The following is a 17,823-nucleotide window of genomic DNA, read 5'->3' on the forward strand; positions in this document are numbered from 1 at the left end:
ATCCTCCTAATTTCAAGAAATCACATATTACTATCAAACATTATATAATATGGGACAAACATCCATTTTTAATACAAATTTATTTAAAAAATTTATGGACGAGGTCTTGATGGGCGTTTTGCTTTCTCAGTTCTTGGTCTTCTATCATTATTTCTAGGACGACCGTTCCCTTTAGGGCGATCGTTTCGTCTATTTCTGTCACGCTCAAATCTTGGTTTTTTTGAACGTAATGGCTCAACAGCCGTCAACGTAACAGGTGTTGAATCAGGCTCTTTTGTAAGAAGTTTTAAAGCCGACGCTAAAAGTGTTACAGAGTCTGTATCCTCAAGAAGATTTTCAGCTGCACGCTTATACTCATTGTAATCCCCTGATTCCACTACACTCAAAATTTTATTGATAGTTGCTTGTTGATTACCAAATAAAACATCCTTAAAACTAGGAATTGGTTTTTTCTGGATTTTTGATTTCGTAACATTTTCAATCACACGTAAATGATCGATTTCCCTTGGTGTAACGAAGGTAATTGCTAACCCTTTATTTCCGGCACGACCCGTTCTACCAATCCGATGAACATAACTTTCTGGGTCTTGTGGAATATCAAAATTGTACACATGAGAAACTCCGCTAATGTCCAATCCACGAGCAGCAACATCAGTTGCAACCATGATATCAATCGTCGACTCCTTGAATCGGCGAATAACCTGATCACGTTTTGCTTGTGGAATATCTCCATGAATTCCTTCTGCTGAATAACCTCGTTTAATTAATCCTTCAACTAGCTCATCGACACGTTTCTTTGTGCGTCCAAAAACAATCGCAAGCTCAGGAGATTGGATATCTAATAGGCTACACATTACATCAAATTTTTGCTTTTCTTGAACTTCTAGATAATGCTGCTCAATATTTTTAACAGTCATTTCCTTAGCTTTAACTTGAACATGTTCAGGGTTATCCATAAACTTTTCAGCTAACGCTTTAATTCGTTTAGGCATGGTTGCCGAGAATAATAACGTCTGGCGTTCATTTGGGATTCCAGCAAGAATCTTTTCAATATCCTCAATAAAGCCCATATTTAACATTTCGTCCGCTTCATCCAGAACGACTGTATGGATGTTTTGTAGTCGAATTGTTTTTCTTTCAATATGATCAATTAATCGCCCAGGTGTTGCAGCGATAATATGTGGCTTATTTTTCAAACTTCTGATTTGGCGGCTAATATCCTGTCCACCATAGATTGGCAACGTGCGAATCCCTTTTACATTACCAATACGATTTAACTCTTCTGCCACCTGCACAGCTAACTCACGCGTTGGTGCGATTACTAGTCCTTGAATAGCAGTTTCTTCCACTTTTGCACGTTCAATTAACGGAACACCAAATGCTGTCGTTTTCCCTGTACCTGTTTGTGCTTGTCCAATAATATCTTTACCAGTTAAGGCAATCGGAATAGCTTGTGCCTGTATTGGACTCGGTTCCTCAAAGCCCATTTGGGATAATGCTCTTTCTACTACTTCGCTTAAATTAAAATCTGAAAATGTTGTCAAATTATATCCTCCTTACATTGTTCCATGTTTACATTATTGTCTAAAACCTAGTACTTTTATCAAAAAAAAAGAATGGTAACCAGCATTAATTCAAGTATCTACTTTATTACATGTTTTTACTTTATTCCATACAAAATATTCTGTTTTTGTAGGTTTCTTTCCTAACACAACGAAAGCCCTGCCTCTCTTTCGTCCTTACGGCTCCTAAGCCGTTCCAGTGTGAATCAGGTTCATAAAAAAAGTATTCAATATGCAATCATGTGGAATCCCCACAAATAATAATCAACTTCTGTTCGGAAAACGTCCTTAGAAGGGGCTTTTGAGCAAAAAGACATACACGTTTGAGGAGACTTAGCAAGAGGAACATGAAGAATTTCGATTATCATACTAAATCATAAAAGAAGGTGATGCGATTATGCTGCATCACCTCATAATATCAGTTCAAATTATGCTTTTTGAACGTTAGCTGCTTGTGGTCCACGGTTACCTTCAACGATTTCAAACGTTACGTCTTGACCTTCTTCTAACGTTTTGAAACCTTCTGATTGGATTGCAGAGAAGTGAACGAATACATCGTTACCATTAGCTGCTTCAATAAATCCAAATCCTTTTTCTGCATTAAACCATTTAACTTTACCTGTAGTCATGTTGATGACCTCCAAAAATTCATTCACCATTTAGTTTTTCATATAATTGGCAACAAAAAAGCGTAGCCTTCAATTAGAAATGTAGGGATAATCCATCGCCTACAGTTCATGTGCAGCTACGACTACTTATATCCTTATTCATTATATTACAACTTAATAGCGTCTATATCATCATATTTCATCCTAAGCAAATTGTCAACTGTTTCCGATTCGCAATGAGTATTGTTCTTTAAAGTACTATTCTGAAATCACTGTGGAAGTATTAATGACTTGGTTAAGCTCAGTTTCATACTTATTGTATTGATCTTCATTCCAGAATAACACCGTTGCCATATAGCTCAGTACCGCTTCTTTCCATTTCAACACCTCTCCAATATTAAATAACAGCATGCCAGTCCTCCGGAAAAAGAAATCTACAGGCGTTAATGCCATTTCTTCGTTTATCGCATAGTCGAGACGCGCTAGTATTGTTAGCGGAAGTTGATGATCCTTGCTTGTTTGTTGATAATGCTCTAAGTTCTTTAATATTTTATTAATATTGGAGCCATAACAACATACTAATCTTTTTGCTTCAGCAGAAGATATGCCGTATTGAGACAATTGTCTGCTTTTTCGTTCTACAAAATCATAAAATATCTTTGGCGTTAATTCCTCTCCACCTGATATTGGCAGATGCTTTGTTTGACACGGCTTCATCCTTTTATTTAGTTTAGTATCGATTTTTTTCACAAGTAAATCGACAACTGTTTCTGCCATCTTCCGATAACCTGTTAGTTTACCTCCGGCGATTGAGATTAAGCCTGAGTCCGATTGCCAAATCTCGTCCTTACGAGATATTTCTGAAGGTCCTTTCCCTTCCTGGAAAATTAATGGCCGAATTCCAGCCCAACTCGATTCAATATCGTTTAAAGAAATTTTGGTATTAGGGAAAACATAATCAATTGCTTCTAATAAGTAACGGCAATCAGCGATGGTTATACATGGGGTAGCAACAGGATGATCACAAAAGGAGTCCGTTGTACCTATATAGGTTTTGTTTTCTCGCGGTATCGCAAAAACCATTCTTCGATCAGGCGTATCAAAATAAACTGCTTGTGTGATTGGCAATCGAGCATGATCTACTACAATATGAACACCCTTTGTCAGCTTTAATCCTTCTTTTAGCTCCATTTTATCGTAGCAACGTACTTCATCGACCCATGGTCCGGTTGAATTAATCACGAATTGTGCATGTATCTCAAATCCCATCCCGGAAATGCAGTCAATTACCTTGGCACCAATCATTTTCCCATTCCGATATAAGAATGATTCGACCTTTGCATAATTAAGGGCAATCGCGCCATGTTCATATGCTTTTTTCATAACTTCTAACGTTAAACGAGCATCATCAGTCCGGTATTCCACATAAAGTCCAGCACCTTTTAAACCTTCACGTTTGAGTAAAGGCTCACTTTGTATCGTTTCTGTAACATCAAGCATTTTTCTTCGCTCTTGCTTGGCCACACTTGCTAAAAAATCATAAAGCTTTAGCCCAAGTGAAGTGGTCGTCTTTCCAAATGTACCATCGTTATAGATAGGTAGAAGCATTTTTACAGGTCTAGTTACATGTGGTCCATTTCTAAAAACAATAGCTCGTTCCTTGCCCACCTCTCTTACAAGCTTCCATTCAAATTGTTTTAAATATCGAAGACCTCCATGCACTAGTTTTGTTGAACGACTTGATGTACCAGCAGCAAAGTCCTGCATATCAATCAAGGCGACCTTCATCCCTCTTGTAGTAGCATCCAGCGCAATTCCAGCTCCTGTAATGCCTCCACCTATGACAAGGATATCAAAATGAATTGTCTTGAGCTGGTTTACAAACTGTTCCCTGTTTTTGTTTGAAAAGTTAACCATACTAACCACCACCAAAAATGGCCACAAACAACGATTTGTTGCGTGGCCATTTGCTTTTATTAATATAGCTTATAATATAATATTGGAAATGGTATCAATTCATGTCAAAAATACATTTATTTAAATGCCTGAGCTGCGTGAACAGCTTTTTTCCAACCTTGATATAAGTTGTTGCGTTCTTCCGTTGACATGGTTGGTTGAATTTTCCGATCAATGCTCCATTGCTTTGAGATTTCAGCTTGATTTTTCCAATAGCCAACTGCAAGGCCTGCTAAATATGCCGCTCCAAGTGCTGTCGTTTCGTTAATTTTAGGACGCTCAACTGGGACATTCAAAATATCACTTTGAAACTCCATTAAAAACTCATTTTTCACTGCTCCCCCATCAACACGGAGCGTTTTCAGGCTGATACCAGAATCTAGCTCCATCGCAGCCAACACATCTTTCGTTTGGTAAGCTAGGGCTTCAAGTGTGGCACGAATGAAATGCTCCTTTGACGTACCCCTTGTTAAACCAAAAATAGCACCACGTACTTCGCTATCCCAATAAGGTGTGCCTAGTCCAACAAATGCTGGAACAACATAAACACCATCAGTTGAAGCAACTCGTCTTGCATAGTCCTCACTGTCGCTAGAGTGCTTTAGCATCCTTAATCCATCACGCAACCATTGTATCGCAGATCCCGCAACAAAAATGCTCCCCTCTAAGGCGTATTCAACCTTTCCATCTAACCCCCAGGCAATCGTTGTTAATAAACCTTGCTTTGAAGTTACTGCATGCTCCCCTGTGTTCATGAGCATGAAGCAGCCCGTGCCATATGTATTTTTTGCCATGCCAGTTTCAAAGCAGGCTTGACCAAACAGCGCGGCTTGCTGGTCTCCTGCAACACCTGCGATTGGGATTTCACTACCGAAAAAATGCTCAGATAATGTATATGCGTAAATCTCCGAGGATGGGCGTACCGTAGGAAGCATCGCTCGAGGGACTGTTAGAATCTCTAATAATTCGTTATCCCAAGTCAATTCATGAATATTGTACATTAATGTTCGTGAGGCGTTGGAATAATCAGTAACATGAGCTGCACCACCTGAGAGCTTCCAAATCAGCCAAGTATCAATAGTTCCGAACAAAAGATTACCCTGTTCAGCTTTATCTCTAGCACCTTCAACATGATCTAAAATCCATTTCACCTTTGTTCCAGAAAAATAAGCATCGATGAGCAAACCTGTCTTATCTCGAAAAAGTTCACTATGGCCCTTGGATTTAAGCTCTTCACAGATATCATGACTTTGTCTCGATTGCCAAACAATTGCATTATAAACCGGAACCCCAGTTTGCTTGTCCCAAACCACTGTTGTTTCTCTTTGATTAGTAATTCCAATACCAGCAATTTGAGTAGGTTTGACATTTGCTTCGGTAAGAACACTGGCAATTACCGCTAAAATAGATGCCCATATTTCATTAGGGTTGTGTTCAACCCATCCCGGTTTAGGAAAATGCTGAGTAAATTCTTGTTGAGAAGTATGGACGACTTCCCCTTGCTTATTAAACAGGATTGCTCTTGAGCTTGTTGTCCCTTGGTCCAATGAAAGGATGTATTGTTCCAAAGCTATTCCCCCTTTACCTTTTTCAATTATGCCTCATTCAATTATAAAGTGAAACTTCCATCAGTGGGGGTTTTCTTCATTCCCCACTAATGGTTAGTTGGACTTATCGGACCTTTATGGGCAGTTTATCCCCCACCTATCTTCTTTTTATACTCATAATCTTGAGGTTAGGGTATTACTGCCCGTTAAGGCGGGATAGATTTATTTTATTAAAAAAGGAGGAGATTTACGACAGATTCCAAGTTAAATGCTTGGTTCTGTGTAAATCTCCCAAAGTGCACAGTATCAACTGCCTATGCTTCTTTTTTCATTTTTGTAAGTACACGTTTTTTCTTTTCTCCTGTCTTTTGTTGAGGCTTAGTTTTGTCGATAGAAGCCTGAAGTGCGGCCATTAAATCCGTCACATTCGATGGTGTTTCCTTAGCAGAAGCGGCCGTTACCGTTTCTTGTCCATTTTGTTTCGATTCAATTAACTCCATTAAAGCGGTTCGATATTCATCTGTATATTTTTCCGGCTCAAATTCACTTGTAAGCTGGTCAATTAACAACATCGCTGTTTCAAGCTCTTTTTCAGACAAGTCACTTTCAGCAGGAACATTCGGAACATCACTTGCTTTTCTCACTTCATCAGGATAATGAATCGTTTCCATCAAAAGAGTATTTTCAAAAACTCTAATTACAGCCATTTGTTCCTTTGAACGAATCACGATTCTTGCCAATCCAACTTTTGCCGTTTCTTCCAACGCCTTTCTTAATAATGAATAGGCCTTTACTCCGCCTTCACTTGGCGACATAAAATAGGTACGATCAAAATATATAGGATCTATTTGCTCCATTTTAACAAAATCAACTATTTCCACTGCTCTATCTTCATTTTCCTTCTTTAATTTTTCTAATTCCTCATCTTCAAGAACGACATATTTGCCCTTGGTATATTCATACGCTTTTACAATCTCCTCAGGCTTAACTTCCACATCGCAAACCGGACAAACCTTTTCATATTTAATTGGTGAATGACATTGTTTGTGAAGCGTTCGCAGTTTTATATCTTTATCCTCTGTAGCCGTATGCAGCTTGATCGGAATATTTACTAAACCAAAGCTGATGCTACCTTTCCAAATTGTGTGCATAAGTTTAGCTCCTATCTTTTTTCTTACTGTTTGTGAAAAAGCGTACTTCCATGCAACCAAACAATTGGAAATGGATATGAATAGCGAATCGTGGCAAAATACGAAATGAATTCGCAAATTAAAAGGATGACTAAATGATGAAACCGATGCTACCCACCCTATCCTTTAACATCCCGAAAGGAAAAGAATGGTATTACGAAATAAAATTTGATGGTTTTCGGGCCATTTTAAACTGGGATGACAACTTGTCGTTAATAAGTCGTAACGGCAACTCATTATTAGAGCAATTTCCAGAAATAGAAGAATACTTATTTGCAAACAAACAATGTTTTGAACCTTATCTACCTCTGGTTTTAGACGGAGAACTAGTCTCGCTGGAAAATCCCTACAAAGCTGACTTTAGTGCCATCCAAGTCCGCGGACGGATGCGTTCACCCGCAAAAATTAGAGAAAAAGCAGAAAAACAGCCATGTCGTTTATTGATTTTTGATTTACTAATTTTACAGGGGAAGTCTTTTACCCACCAACCATATATTAAACGAAAGCAAGAACTGCACCGTTTGTTTTCGAAGCTATCACTGCCGCTACACCCAGAAGAAAATACCTCAAAGCTTTTACAAATGGTGCCAGAAAACGAGGTTTTTTCTGATATTTGGGAACAAATAGTCCTTCATGATGGTGAAGGTATTGTCGCAAAAAAAGCACAACATTATTGGGAGGCGGGAAAACGTTCTGAAAACTGGATCAAGTTCAAGAATTGGAAATACGTTTCCTGCTTCATTACAGCAATGGATAAACAAAATGGATACTTTCATATCGCAGTTTTTGAAAATCAAACAGTTAAGCCAATTGGTCATTTCCTGTTCGGTTTAACACCTGAGGAAAAGCGCGCACTGACAGCAATTATCAAGGAAAACAAAATTCGCGAGAATGAGCAATTTATCTACGTCCAGCCAGCACTTTGTGTTGAAATAAAGTACTTGGAACTTTATGAAGATCAATTACGCGAGCCTCATTTTCATCGATTTCGCTTTGACTTAAAGGTAGATGAGTGTAGCTATGATTCATTTATAAAAAAACAAAAGAACCTGCCAATTGAAATTGATATAACTCACCCAGACAAACCCATTTGGGAGAAGCCTGCCGTTTCAAAGCTCGATTATATTCATTATTTACATGACATTGCACCATACTTCCTACCTTTTTTATCTAAACGCAACTTAACAGTCATTCGTTATCCGCATGGTATGTTCGGCGAGGCTTTTTACCAAAAAAACCGACCAGATTATGCTCCGGCCTTTGTGGACACGTATACAAGCGAGGATATTGATTATATTGTTTGTAACAACCTGAAAACGTTGCTTTGGTTAGGGAATCAACTCGCGATTGAATACCACATTCCGTTTCAAATGATTGGAAGCACAACACCGTGCGAAATCGTATTTGATCTTGATCCACCTTCAAAAAATGATTTTAGACTTGCAGTGAAAGCAGCCTTGCTCATCAAAGAGGTGCTCGATCAACTGAATTTAATCGGATTTATTAAAACCTCTGGAAATAAAGGACTACAAATTTACTTACCTTTACCTGATGGAAAAATTACCTTTGAAGAAAGTCGATTATTCACAACATTTATAGCTGAGTATTTAATTTCAAAAGCTCCAGATTCATTTACAATTGAGCGGCTGAAAAAAAACCGAGGTAATCGACTTTACGTTGACTACGTTCAACATGGTGAAGGAAAAACGATTATCGCACCTTATTCACCTCGTGGAACCAAAAATGCAACGATTGCAACCCCTCTTTATTGGGATGAAATCAAGGACTCTCTAACACCAGACGATTTTAACATAACCAATGTCCTTAGTCGGATACGGAGTAATGGTGATCCTTTTCAAGCTTATTTTCAGGCAAAAGATAAACAAAATCTTACACCAATTTTAGAATTTCTAGCCAAAAATAAAAAGAGATAATCGAAAGCCCACTTTCTAGGCTCCGATTATCTCTTAAATTTGTTTAATTGGTTTGTTGGATAAACTTTGTCGCGTGCTCTTGAAGCTTTTCGTATTGCTGGGCTTCATTTTGATAAAAAAGTGTTTTCTCAACCGTAGTTGGTGAAAAGTCTGATAAAGTAGTATGCACTACTGCTCGATAAACATAAGTACCGTTTCCAATTAAATCAATCTTGTATACTCCGTCGTTTTCATGGACCGCACAACGAACTTTCCCGCCTGGATTGTACACCTCTATCGTTTCTTCAATATCGTTTAAACCTACTAAACAAGTCACTAATGACGAAGCGGACATAGCTGTCCCGCAAGCATTTGTAAAACCAACACCTCTCTCAAAGGTGCGAACAAAAATATGCCCTTTTCGTAATGGTCTAACAAAGCTAACATTGACTCCATCTGGGAATAATGGGTTTGGGCCATTCACATATTCGCTTAATTTTAATTGAATATCTGATTCAAGCTGCTCTTGATTTACAATTGCAACAATGTGTGGATTTGGTACAGCTAATGCTGTAAAAACTAAATCGTCTGATAAACCAGGGATTTTTTCATTTATTACCGTTTCTTGTTGAAGATTTAACGGTAAATCCTTTACTTGAAACGTCACCGGTGAAATCTCGACTTTGTAAGTTGGAATTTCCGGAAATAAATCTGCTTCCTTTTCCACTTGAAGATTAGCCTTCATCGTTTCAATTACCGCTTTTGTGATTTGTAATTTTTCACACACATAACGCGCTACGCAACGTAAACCGTTCCCACACATCGAAGCCTCAGAGCCATCTGCATTGAACACTCGCATTCTTGCATCAGCAGTTTTACTGTTTAACACAAATAGAATCCCATCGGCACCTAGTTCTGACTCGCGATTACAAAACGAAATCGCAAGCTTAGCCCGTTCCTCTTCAGTAAATGTATAGGTATCAGACATTTCATCAATTAATAGAAAGTCATTACCAGATCCATGTACCTTTAAAACTTCTATATTCACGATGATTCCCCCGAAAAAGAAAAGCGCTAGGCACTTGTACTAGACACCCTTCATATTTAATAAACGATCTATTCGAATTGTTTATATAAGTTTGCCATTTCAATTGCGCTAGTTGCGGCATCCCAGCCTTTGTTTCCAGCTTTCGTACCAGCGCGCTCAATCGCTTGTTCAATAGTATCTGTTGTTAGCACACCGAAAATGACCGGTACACCGCTTTGCAACGCTGTATTAGCTACACCTTTAGCAACCTCACTGTTTACATAGTCAAAGTGAGGGGTTGCCCCTCTAATAACTGTTCCTAAAGCAATGACAGCATCATAGCGACCAGATTCAGCTAGTTTTTTAGCTGCAAGCGGAATCTCAAAAGCTCCTGGGACCCAAGCCACTGTTACATCTGCCTCATCAATCCCATGACGCTTTAATGCATCCTCTGCTCCACCTAACAAACGACTTGTAATAAATTCGTTAAAACGTGATACGACAATAGCCACCCGCAGTCCAGTCCCAATTAAATTTCCTTCAATAATTCTTTTCATAGTATATTCGCCCCTTTGTTATAGTTTTAATAAATGTCCTAGCTTTTGTTGTTTCGTTTCTAAATAATGCTTGTTTTCTTCCTTTGTCGGCATTTGAATTGGAACTCTTTCAAGAATCTCAAGGCCATACCCTTTTAAGCCGGCAATTTTGCGTGGATTATTAGTTAATAAATGCATTTTTCTTACGCCTAAATCACGAAGGATTTGGGCACCAACCCCATAATCACGTAAATCATCCTTAAAGCCAAGCTTTTGATTAGCTTCTACGGTATCATAGCCTTCCTCTTGCAACTTATAGGCCTTTAATTTATTGATAAGGCCAATTCCGCGCCCCTCCTGTCGCATATAAAGGAGGATTCCATTACCATTTGCTTCAATATGCTCAAGAGCTGCATGTAATTGCGGACCGCAATCGCAACGGCAAGAACCAAACACATCGCCCGTTAAGCATTCTGAATGAACACGAACTAATGTTGGTGTATCTTCAGAAATGTCCCCCTTAACTAACGCAATATGCTCTTGTCCGTCCGTAACGCTTGTGTAACCGACTGCGACGAACTGTCCAAATTCAGTCGGTAGCTGAATGACCGCTTCCCGTTTTACGAGAGAATCATGCACAAGACGATATTCAATTAATGCTTGAATCGTAATGAGCTTTAAATCGAACTTATTTGCAATCTCAATTAACTGCGGTACTCTGGCCATCGTACCGTCCTCATTCATAATTTCACAAATAACTCCAGCTTGTTTTCCTCCCGCTAGACGAGCCAAGTCAATTGCTGCTTCAGTATGCCCTGCTCTTCTTAATACTCCACCATCTTTAGCAATAAGTGGAAAAATATGACCTGGGCGTTTAAAATCAGAAGGCTTTGCTGCATCGTCTAAAAGGCTAACGATGGTGTCAGAGCGTTCAAATGCGCTAATTCCAGTAGTAGTGCTGATATGGTCAATACTAACAGTAAAAGCCGTTCCATTTGTATCGGTGTTAACTTCAGTCATCGGGTTTAATTCTAACTTTTTAGCTAGCTCATTGGTTATTGGTGCACAAATGAGCCCTCTGCCTTCCTTCGCCATAAAATTAATGGCTTCCGGAGTGGCAAATTCGGCAAGCATGATAAAGTCGCCTTCATTTTCTCTATCTTCATCGTCACAAACAATAACCATTTTACCGTTTTTTAAATCTTCTAAGGCTTCTTCAATAGAATGAAACATCCTCTTCTCCTCCTTCAAATTACATAAAACCAGTTTGTTTAAGGAAATCAGCCGTAATTCCAGTACTTTGCTTTTCATCTTCTGATTTTTGTTCAATCATTGAAAAAACATACTTTCCTAACAAATCAAATTCTATGTTCACCATGTCGCCGACTCGTTTATTACCTAGTATTGTTTCCCCTCTTGTATGAGGTATCAACGAAACAGTTATCGTTGAATCCTTTACATAAAAAATCGTTAGGGATGTACCATCAAGAGCGACAGAGCCTTTATGGAGGCAATAACGAATTCCATCTTTAGGTACAGAAATTGTGTAATAAACAGCGTTTTCTTCAGGTTTTATCGCTTTGATCGTCCCCGTCCCATCAACATGACCTGAAACGAAATGGCCGCCAAATCTCCCACCTGCAGCCATGGCCCGTTCTAGATTCACCTTAGAACCTGGCTTTAACATCGCTAGAGATGTTGAGTTAAAGGTTTCCGGCATCACATCAACTGAGAAGCTTGTCCCTGAAAATTCAGTTACTGTTAGGCATACACCATTTACAGCAATACTATCGCCTAGGTGTACATCCGATAATATTTTACTCGCTTGAATGTTAAGTACCAACGTCGAGCCCTGCTTATGTATTTTTTGCATAGTGCCTATTTCTTCAATAATTCCTGTGAACATTTTATCCCCCCTATTCGAAAATGATAGGTATTGTTTTGGGATGGCATTCGCGTATGCTTATTATTCGCATAATCAATAAAATAAACAAACCCCGCACATTTAAATGTACGGGGTTTAAATACATGCTTAAATAAGCGTAAAAAAAGTCATTTTTTTCGCTTTTATGCCTTCTCCCATCCAGACTTTACTGTCGGCTTTGGAATTACACCAAATCAACCGGATTTTAAATAATTCACAAATGTTTTTGCAAATTATGATAAAAAACCGGGTCACGGGCTTAGAGAACTTACTCATCACCGCCGGTTGGGAATTTCACCCGACCCCGAAGGCGAGATTGCCTCAATCATGAAAACGGATTGAAAAACAACCTCAACATCATCATTTATTTATTGACATATTACCTTAAATGTCTACTTCCTGCAATCGATTTCCTGAAAAAATGTCAGATTCTTTAATAAAAATACAAATATGTCGATAAAAATTTATCAAAAAGTGGTATTTATCACAGCGCTTTTATCCAGTTACATGATAAATTGGCAAATAGAGTATATTTAAGGGAGTAGATTCTAATTTTAATGCTAAAAATTGACAGTCGCTTAGAACTTTTAGGTTTGATTGAGAATCTCCGTCGGGAAATGATTTGTGTTGGGTTAAAAGAAGGCTTAACAAGTGAAAAGACTATTGAGATAAGCCAAAAGCTGGATCGATATATTGCAAACTATCAGGCAAACAGTCATAAGATTGACTCAAGGGTATTACACCGTCCATCATAGAATAGTATTCACTGCAAGTAAAAAAGCCTGATTACAGGCTTTTTTACTTATCAACCTCAGTGACTTGTATAGCGAAAATATTCCACAAGCATTCCGAGGATGAGAAACTTTTCAACTTCGCTCAAATCTTCTGAAAAGCTCATATACGGAGTATTTGCATCTTGAAACCGATTTCCCCATTCTAATGGCATCCATCCTTTTATCAACTTTCCAATAATAGCCCCCTGTTCATTTCGTAACAACAACCTCGGAAAAAGCACAGACCCTTCTACGTATATTTTGTTGTCAGTGTCCACTGAATGAATAATACCTCTCCGAACAAGTGAACTGGTCTTTTTCGCTTGTTGACGATAAATGCCTACTTCCTGTCGATCAACATTAAGTATCCTTAAGGTCCTTTTTCTGTCATCTATTTGATAATAACCAATAAGTTGATTTTTCCTATCATAAAAAGCATAGGACCTCGGAAACAATCGATCAATGAAATATGGAAGGAACCATCTCCACCACCAAAAACGCTTGTCCCTTACTTCTCCGACCAACACACCGCTCTCATCAAACAAAAGCATCCTTAAGGATGGTGCAGGTAAAAACGTAATCAGAAGATTATTTGCATCAGTAAGAGTCCTGCCATGTAGTGATATGCCACTCACTTCATTACTACGATTTTGCTGAATTAAATAGCTTTGATAACAAATCAAGCTATACACAATAAATGGCACAACCATCAATAAGAAAGGAAGTTTAATTGAGAAATAGATACCCCAAAAAAGAATCAGAACCACTGGTACGAACGCGGCCAAGCTTCCATTCAAAGCAACGTTTGCCGCAAAGCGATAGTATTGTTGGATATTCATTTTCTATCTCCTTGTCCATTTCTATACCTTTGTACCATTCTATTACTACTGGGGCGTTTTCATGTGCATTTTTCACCACAAACAAAAAACTGCTCCGTATATTGTAAGAAAGTCTAGCAATATGCGGAGCAGTTTATTAAGTTTGGTCATCGTTATGAAAAATACTTTATTTTTTCAATATACTGTTTTCCATCTGAATAGCCTGCTTGATAAAGATTAGAAAGCTTTACAGGATCCCGTTCCATCCGGCCAACTAGAATCGGTTCAGTTGGACGAATAAGGATTACGTTCTCCTGCTTTTCTTGTTCTTCTAAATAATGAATGGTGTCATTATATTTTTTATAACGCTTCTGTATCGCCGTTTGAAGCCCTGTGTAATAGGGATATTTCCGCTTCACCAAAAACTGAAAACGCGAAGGTTTTTTCAAATATCCAGCATTCCTTGTTAACACAACGACATTCTTCTTAAAGCCATCATGTTGTGCTTTTTTTACAGGAATAGGATCACTTATTCCCCCATCTAGCAGCACTCTATCCTTAAAAGAGATTTCTGAAGCGATAAACGGGAGCGAGCTGGAAGCCTTAATGACGGTAAGCATTTCCTTTCCATAATCATCCTTTGAAAAATAAATAGATTTACCGGTATAGCAATCCGTAGTCCCGACTACAAACTCACTCTGGCTTTGATAAAAAGTATCATAATCATATGGGACAAGCTTGTTCGGTATTTCACCAAAAATAAAATCCATCCCGAAAAACTCACGACGTTTCATAAAATTACGCCAAGAAAGATAGCGAGGGTCAGTTACATAATCTATGTTGACTATATGATTCCGACCTTTTTGTTTTGATAAATATGATGCTGCATTAGCAGCTCCAGCACTAACACCAATTACATACGGAAAAAAATATCATTTTCTAAAAAACTTTCAAGAACACCCGCAGTATATACCGCGCGCATGCCTCCCCCTTCCAATACAAGGCCTACATTCTCTATCACGACGCTACTTCCTTTCAAACTAATAACTTTAGCCAATTTCTAGAATAAGCCATTTTATCGTTATTTCAAATTACCTTCATCATTAAGCCAACTCTTTCTTCCTAAAAACAACTATTGAAACAGCCAAGAGAACTAAAATACTGCAAACTGATAAAATAATCGCTCCCCAAGTTCCATCAGGTAGTTCTCCACTTACTAGTAATTCCCCAGTATAGCTTGAAAGCTGAACAGGACTCCACTGTAACCAATGTGATAATGCGCCAGTGATTATCGACAACACTATTACTGTTGCCAATGAGATGAACCCAACTACTCCAGGCGATTTAAAAAATGCATTAAAAAAGATTGTTATCGTTAATACAAAGGTTAGCCATAAGCCATAAACTACAAAAGCTCTAAACAAATCATCTAAAGGTATCTTGTCAAACAGAATCAGTACATAGTACCAGCTAGCAATTAATCCAATAAAGAATGAGACCCAAACTAATAATAAGGCGCTAGCCCATTTCGCTGTAATATAAGCTAAATAGGAAACTGGCTTGACTAGAATCAATTCAGCCACACCGCTTTTGCGCTCTCCGGAAATGAGTCCCATCGATGCTAATACAATAATCAATAGCCCGATTGTATTAAACTGACTTATACTTTGAAACAAAATCTCTGGAGCGGAGGGAGTCGGTATTTCAATGACTGTTCCTTCTGGCATTCCCCCTAAAGAGTCAATAATTTGCGGCATATAATAGACTGACAATGGTTCTGATACCCCTAGTAGCATAAATGATATCGGAAACCAGATCCATTTAAAATTTCTCCACATTTCCAGGTTCTCTTTTTGGAAAATGGTCGCCCATTGCATCATTTTTTTACCACCTCCAAAAAGACGTCCTCTAACGTTAAACGACCAACCTCAAACCGAAGTAACGGCCAATTTTGCTCGGCAATTTCACGGAGCATCTCAGCTTTTGCAGCCTCCAATTCCTTTACGTACAACGTCACCTCATTGCCCTCATACTGAACATTCTCAATCAGCTCCTGCTTTGTAAATGCGCGAATATATTGAGCTGCATTTACATTAAACTCGAGGACTAGCTTCGACTGCTGATATTTCAACTGCAGTTCAGACATTGAACCCGATTCAACTAGAACTCCATTATGCAAGAATAAGATTTGATCACAGACTTCTTCTGCATCATTTAAGATGTGAGTGGAAAATAAAATCGTTGTTTCCTGCTTTAATTTTTCAAGGAGTTCCAGAACCTCTCTCCTTCCAAATGGATCAAGCGCAGAAACAGGTTCATCTAGCATAACTAGCTTTGGTCTATGAATAATTGCTTGAGCAATGCCCAGTCGCTGCTTCATCCCACCAGAATATTTGCCAATTTTTCGGTTTTTTGCATCTTTAAGTCCAACTAACTCTAATAATTCCTTTGCTCTATCTGATGCAACCAACTTCGATAACCCTGCCAAACGTCCAACATACTTAAGAAATTCAAAACCTGTCATCCACTCATAAAACACAGGGAACTGTGGCAAATAGCCAATATATTGGCGAATATCTCCATTGGTTTGATTACCATGAAATTGGATTGTTCCTTCGGTTGGCTGAATCAATCCGGATAGCATCCGAAGGATAGTCGTTTTACCAGCTCCATTCGGACCGATTAAAGCCGTACATTTTCCATTTTGCAAAATAAAATCCAAACCCTTGATGACTTCTTTGCCTTGGAAGCTTTTTTTCAAACCGTTCACACTAAAGACAGGCATTAATCATTTCTCCTTCCAAAAACAAAATAAACAATCGGACCAATTATGTTAATGAAGAGGATTACTAAAATCCAAACCCATTTAGGACCGTTAGTTTTTTCCGCACGGATTACATCTACAAGCGCGATGATTAACAAGATTAATTGAACGATCAAAATCGGGATAAGCAAACCAAAATTTACATTCTCCAACAATTCCATTTTCACACCTCCTAATTGGATAGGATGAATATATGCTCGTATTTATACTTCTATTTTATAGTATTTCTTAGCTTTGGTCGTAAAAAACACTTCATGAAATCGAACTTTTTCATTGTTCTTGTTTAGGACAAAGTGAATACATTTGTATTAATCGATTAAGCAAGTACTTTAATAAGGACTGATGAAAAATATGTCAATTATTGAAGCGTTTATACTTGGGCTCATTCAAGGCTTAACTGAATTTTTACCAATTTCAAGCACAGGACATCTTTATTTAGGGCGACACTTATTTCAGCTTGATGAAGCAGGGTTGTTCTTGGATACGATGCTGCATATTGGAACCTTAATTGCTGTTGTCGTCGTCTATAAACAAGAGCTCATTGACATGATAAAAGTTCCATTTGGAAAACAGTCAATGTTGCTCATCATCGGAACTATACCGGCTGTTATAGTAGGTTTTGCCTTCAATGATTTATTTGAGTCCATATCAAAATCAGGAACAACGATTGGTTGGGAATTTCTTATCACGGGCGCCATTCTTTGGATGGCTGACCGAGTCAAAGCAGGAGCTAAAAAGGCCAAGGATATCAGCTATGGTGATGCGCTATTTATTGGTGCCTTTCAAGCTGCAGCGATTTTTCCAGCGATTTCACGTTCTGGCCTAACCATTGCTGCAGGTCTGTTTCGAAAGTTGGATCGCGAAACAGCTGCCTATTTCTCTTTTCTCTTATCTATACCAGCAATTGCTGGTGGTATCGTTTTACAGTTCGGTAAGCTAGCGACAGGAAGTCATGAAGCCATCACATTTGGCAGTTTGTTTATTGCAACATTATCATCTGCATTTTTTGGTTATTTAGCTGTCGTTGGGATGATTTCATTTTTGAAAAAGCAATCGTTAAAAATATTTGCCATATATGTCTGGATTTTAGGCGCAGCGATTATCATTTTACAAAATACTGGAATATTTTAAACAAAGCATATTAT

Annotated in this window: 16 protein-coding genes, 1 pseudogene and 1 riboswitch; of the genes and pseudogenes, 3 read left to right on the plus strand and 14 right to left on the minus strand. The window is 38.3% G+C overall.

Annotation, left to right across the window (positions count from 1 at the left end):
• Window positions 1-92: 92 nt before the first annotated feature.
• The 5 genes from cshA to ku all read right to left on the minus strand — a co-directional run bounded on the left by cshA (window position 93) and on the right by ku (window position 6,824).
• Window positions 93-1,544: a degradosome RNA helicase CshA gene (cshA, locus tag FXW34_RS15370; RefSeq protein ID WP_147534889.1), complete on the minus strand. Its 1,452-nt coding sequence runs from the start codon at window positions 1,542-1,544 to the stop codon at window positions 93-95.
• Between the two features lie 446 nt (window positions 1,545-1,990).
• Window positions 1,991-2,191: a cold-shock protein gene (locus tag FXW34_RS15375; RefSeq protein WP_147534890.1), complete on the minus strand. Its 201-nt coding sequence runs from the start codon at window positions 2,189-2,191 to the stop codon at window positions 1,991-1,993.
• Window positions 2,192-2,428: 237 nt separating this feature from the next.
• Entirely contained in the window at window positions 2,429-4,087 is a 1,659-nt protein-coding gene (locus tag FXW34_RS15380) for a glycerol-3-phosphate dehydrogenase/oxidase (protein WP_147534891.1), read from the minus strand.
• A gap of 116 nt (window positions 4,088-4,203) precedes the next feature.
• On the minus strand, window positions 4,204-5,694 hold the full coding sequence (glpK, locus tag FXW34_RS15385) for a glycerol kinase GlpK (protein ID WP_147534892.1): 1,491 nt from the start codon (window positions 5,692-5,694) through the stop codon (window positions 4,204-4,206).
• Window positions 5,695-5,987: 293 nt separating this feature from the next.
• The gene (ku, locus tag FXW34_RS15390; RefSeq protein ID WP_147534893.1) at window positions 5,988-6,824 is read right to left on the minus strand and encodes a non-homologous end joining protein Ku; all 837 of its coding nucleotides are present in this window, start codon (window positions 6,822-6,824) and stop codon (window positions 5,988-5,990) included.
• Between the two features lie 137 nt (window positions 6,825-6,961).
• On the opposite strand from ku, the gene FXW34_RS15395 reads away from it, so the two are divergent.
• Window positions 6,962-8,797: a DNA ligase D gene (locus FXW34_RS15395; protein ID WP_147534950.1), complete on the plus strand. Its 1,836-nt coding sequence runs from the start codon at window positions 6,962-6,964 to the stop codon at window positions 8,795-8,797.
• A 43-nt stretch (window positions 8,798-8,840) separates the two neighbouring features.
• Here the strand turns inward: FXW34_RS15395 and dapF are convergent, their stop codons facing one another.
• The 4 genes from dapF to ribE form a co-directional block, all read right to left on the minus strand.
• Window positions 8,841-9,824, minus strand: a complete 984-nt coding sequence (gene dapF / locus FXW34_RS15400; protein WP_147534894.1) for a diaminopimelate epimerase — start codon at window positions 9,822-9,824, stop codon at window positions 8,841-8,843.
• Between the two features lie 68 nt (window positions 9,825-9,892).
• Window positions 9,893-10,360 (minus strand): 6,7-dimethyl-8-ribityllumazine synthase, encoded by a 468-nt coding sequence (gene ribH, locus FXW34_RS15405; protein WP_147534895.1) that lies wholly within the window; start codon window positions 10,358-10,360, stop codon window positions 9,893-9,895.
• Window positions 10,361-10,378: 18 nt separating this feature from the next.
• On the minus strand, window positions 10,379-11,572 hold the full coding sequence (locus tag FXW34_RS15410; protein WP_147534896.1) for a bifunctional 3,4-dihydroxy-2-butanone-4-phosphate synthase/GTP cyclohydrolase II: 1,194 nt from the start codon (window positions 11,570-11,572) through the stop codon (window positions 10,379-10,381).
• A 19-nt stretch (window positions 11,573-11,591) separates the two neighbouring features.
• Complete coding sequence (gene ribE / locus FXW34_RS15415) at window positions 11,592-12,245, minus strand: riboflavin synthase (RefSeq protein WP_147534897.1); 654 nt, start codon at window positions 12,243-12,245, stop codon at window positions 11,592-11,594.
• 161 nt (window positions 12,246-12,406) lie between these two features.
• Window positions 12,407-12,579: riboswitch (FMN riboswitch) on the minus strand.
• A gap of 241 nt (window positions 12,580-12,820) precedes the next feature.
• Between ribE and FXW34_RS15420 the strand changes: the two genes are divergently transcribed.
• Window positions 12,821-13,018 carry an aspartyl-phosphate phosphatase Spo0E family protein gene (locus FXW34_RS15420; protein ID WP_147534898.1) on the plus strand — a complete coding sequence of 66 codons (198 nt, stop codon included), beginning with the start codon at window positions 12,821-12,823 and terminating at the stop codon, window positions 13,016-13,018.
• Window positions 13,019-13,074: 56 nt separating this feature from the next.
• On the opposite strand, the gene FXW34_RS15425 is transcribed toward FXW34_RS15420, so the two are convergent.
• The 5 genes and pseudogenes from FXW34_RS15425 to FXW34_RS15445 all read right to left on the minus strand — a co-directional run bounded on the left by FXW34_RS15425 (window position 13,075) and on the right by FXW34_RS15445 (window position 16,839).
• Window positions 13,075-13,875 carry a hypothetical protein gene (locus FXW34_RS15425; RefSeq protein WP_147534899.1) on the minus strand — a complete coding sequence of 267 codons (801 nt, stop codon included), beginning with the start codon at window positions 13,873-13,875 and terminating at the stop codon, window positions 13,075-13,077.
• Between the two features lie 152 nt (window positions 13,876-14,027).
• Window positions 14,028-14,875 (minus strand): annotated as a pseudogene (locus FXW34_RS15430) (patatin-like phospholipase family protein).
• A gap of 82 nt (window positions 14,876-14,957) precedes the next feature.
• The gene (locus tag FXW34_RS15435; protein ID WP_147534900.1) at window positions 14,958-15,734 is read right to left on the minus strand and encodes an ABC transporter permease; all 777 of its coding nucleotides are present in this window, start codon (window positions 15,732-15,734) and stop codon (window positions 14,958-14,960) included.
• Entirely contained in the window at window positions 15,731-16,639 is a 909-nt protein-coding gene (locus FXW34_RS15440; protein WP_147534901.1) for an ABC transporter ATP-binding protein, read from the minus strand. Before FXW34_RS15440 ends, FXW34_RS15435 begins: the two co-directional genes overlap by 4 nt.
• A complete protein-coding gene (locus FXW34_RS15445; protein WP_147534902.1) occupies window positions 16,639-16,839 on the minus strand; it encodes a PLD nuclease N-terminal domain-containing protein in 201 nt (66 codons plus the stop codon). The genes FXW34_RS15440 and FXW34_RS15445 overlap by 1 nt, the downstream gene beginning before the upstream one ends.
• Before the next feature lie 190 nt (window positions 16,840-17,029).
• Here FXW34_RS15445 and FXW34_RS15450 point away from each other — a divergent pair, with 190 nt between their 5' ends.
• On the plus strand, window positions 17,030-17,809 hold the full coding sequence (locus FXW34_RS15450; RefSeq protein WP_147534903.1) for an undecaprenyl-diphosphate phosphatase: 780 nt from the start codon (window positions 17,030-17,032) through the stop codon (window positions 17,807-17,809).
• Window positions 17,810-17,823: the final 14 nt, after the last annotated feature.

The sequence above is a fragment of the Bacillus marasmi genome (genome assembly GCF_902168435.1).
GTDB lineage: Bacteria > Bacillota > Bacilli > Bacillales > Cytobacillaceae > Bacillus_BU > Bacillus_BU marasmi.

Bases quoted from the DNA above. Each gene is read 5' to 3' on its own strand.
- FXW34_RS15395 (WP_147534950.1), top strand. From the start codon at position 6,962: ATGAAACCGATGCTACCCACCCTATCCTTTAACATCCCGAAAGGAAAA.
- ribH (WP_147534895.1), bottom strand. From the start codon at position 10,360: ATGAAAAGAATTATTGAAGGAAATTTAATTGGGACTGGACTGCGGGTG.
- ku (WP_147534893.1), bottom strand. From the start codon at position 6,824: ATGCACACAATTTGGAAAGGTAGCATCAGCTTTGGTTTAGTAAATATT.
- FXW34_RS15440 (WP_147534901.1), bottom strand. From the start codon at position 16,639: ATGCCTGTCTTTAGTGTGAACGGTTTGAAAAAAAGCTTCCAAGGCAAA.
- FXW34_RS15380 (WP_147534891.1), bottom strand. From the start codon at position 4,087: ATGGTTAACTTTTCAAACAAAAACAGGGAACAGTTTGTAAACCAGCTC.
- ribE (WP_147534897.1), bottom strand. From the start codon at position 12,245: ATGTTCACAGGAATTATTGAAGAAATAGGCACTATGCAAAAAATACAT.
- FXW34_RS15420 (WP_147534898.1), top strand. From the start codon at position 12,821: ATGCTAAAAATTGACAGTCGCTTAGAACTTTTAGGTTTGATTGAGAAT.
- FXW34_RS15410 (WP_147534896.1), bottom strand. From the start codon at position 11,572: ATGTTTCATTCTATTGAAGAAGCCTTAGAAGATTTAAAAAACGGTAAA.
- FXW34_RS15435 (WP_147534900.1), bottom strand. From the start codon at position 15,734: ATGATGCAATGGGCGACCATTTTCCAAAAAGAGAACCTGGAAATGTGG.
- FXW34_RS15375 (WP_147534890.1), bottom strand. From the start codon at position 2,191: ATGACTACAGGTAAAGTTAAATGGTTTAATGCAGAAAAAGGATTTGGA.
- FXW34_RS15450 (WP_147534903.1), top strand. From the start codon at position 17,030: ATGTCAATTATTGAAGCGTTTATACTTGGGCTCATTCAAGGCTTAACT.
- FXW34_RS15445 (WP_147534902.1), bottom strand. From the start codon at position 16,839: ATGGAATTGTTGGAGAATGTAAATTTTGGTTTGCTTATCCCGATTTTG.
- FXW34_RS15425 (WP_147534899.1), bottom strand. From the start codon at position 13,875: ATGAATATCCAACAATACTATCGCTTTGCGGCAAACGTTGCTTTGAAT.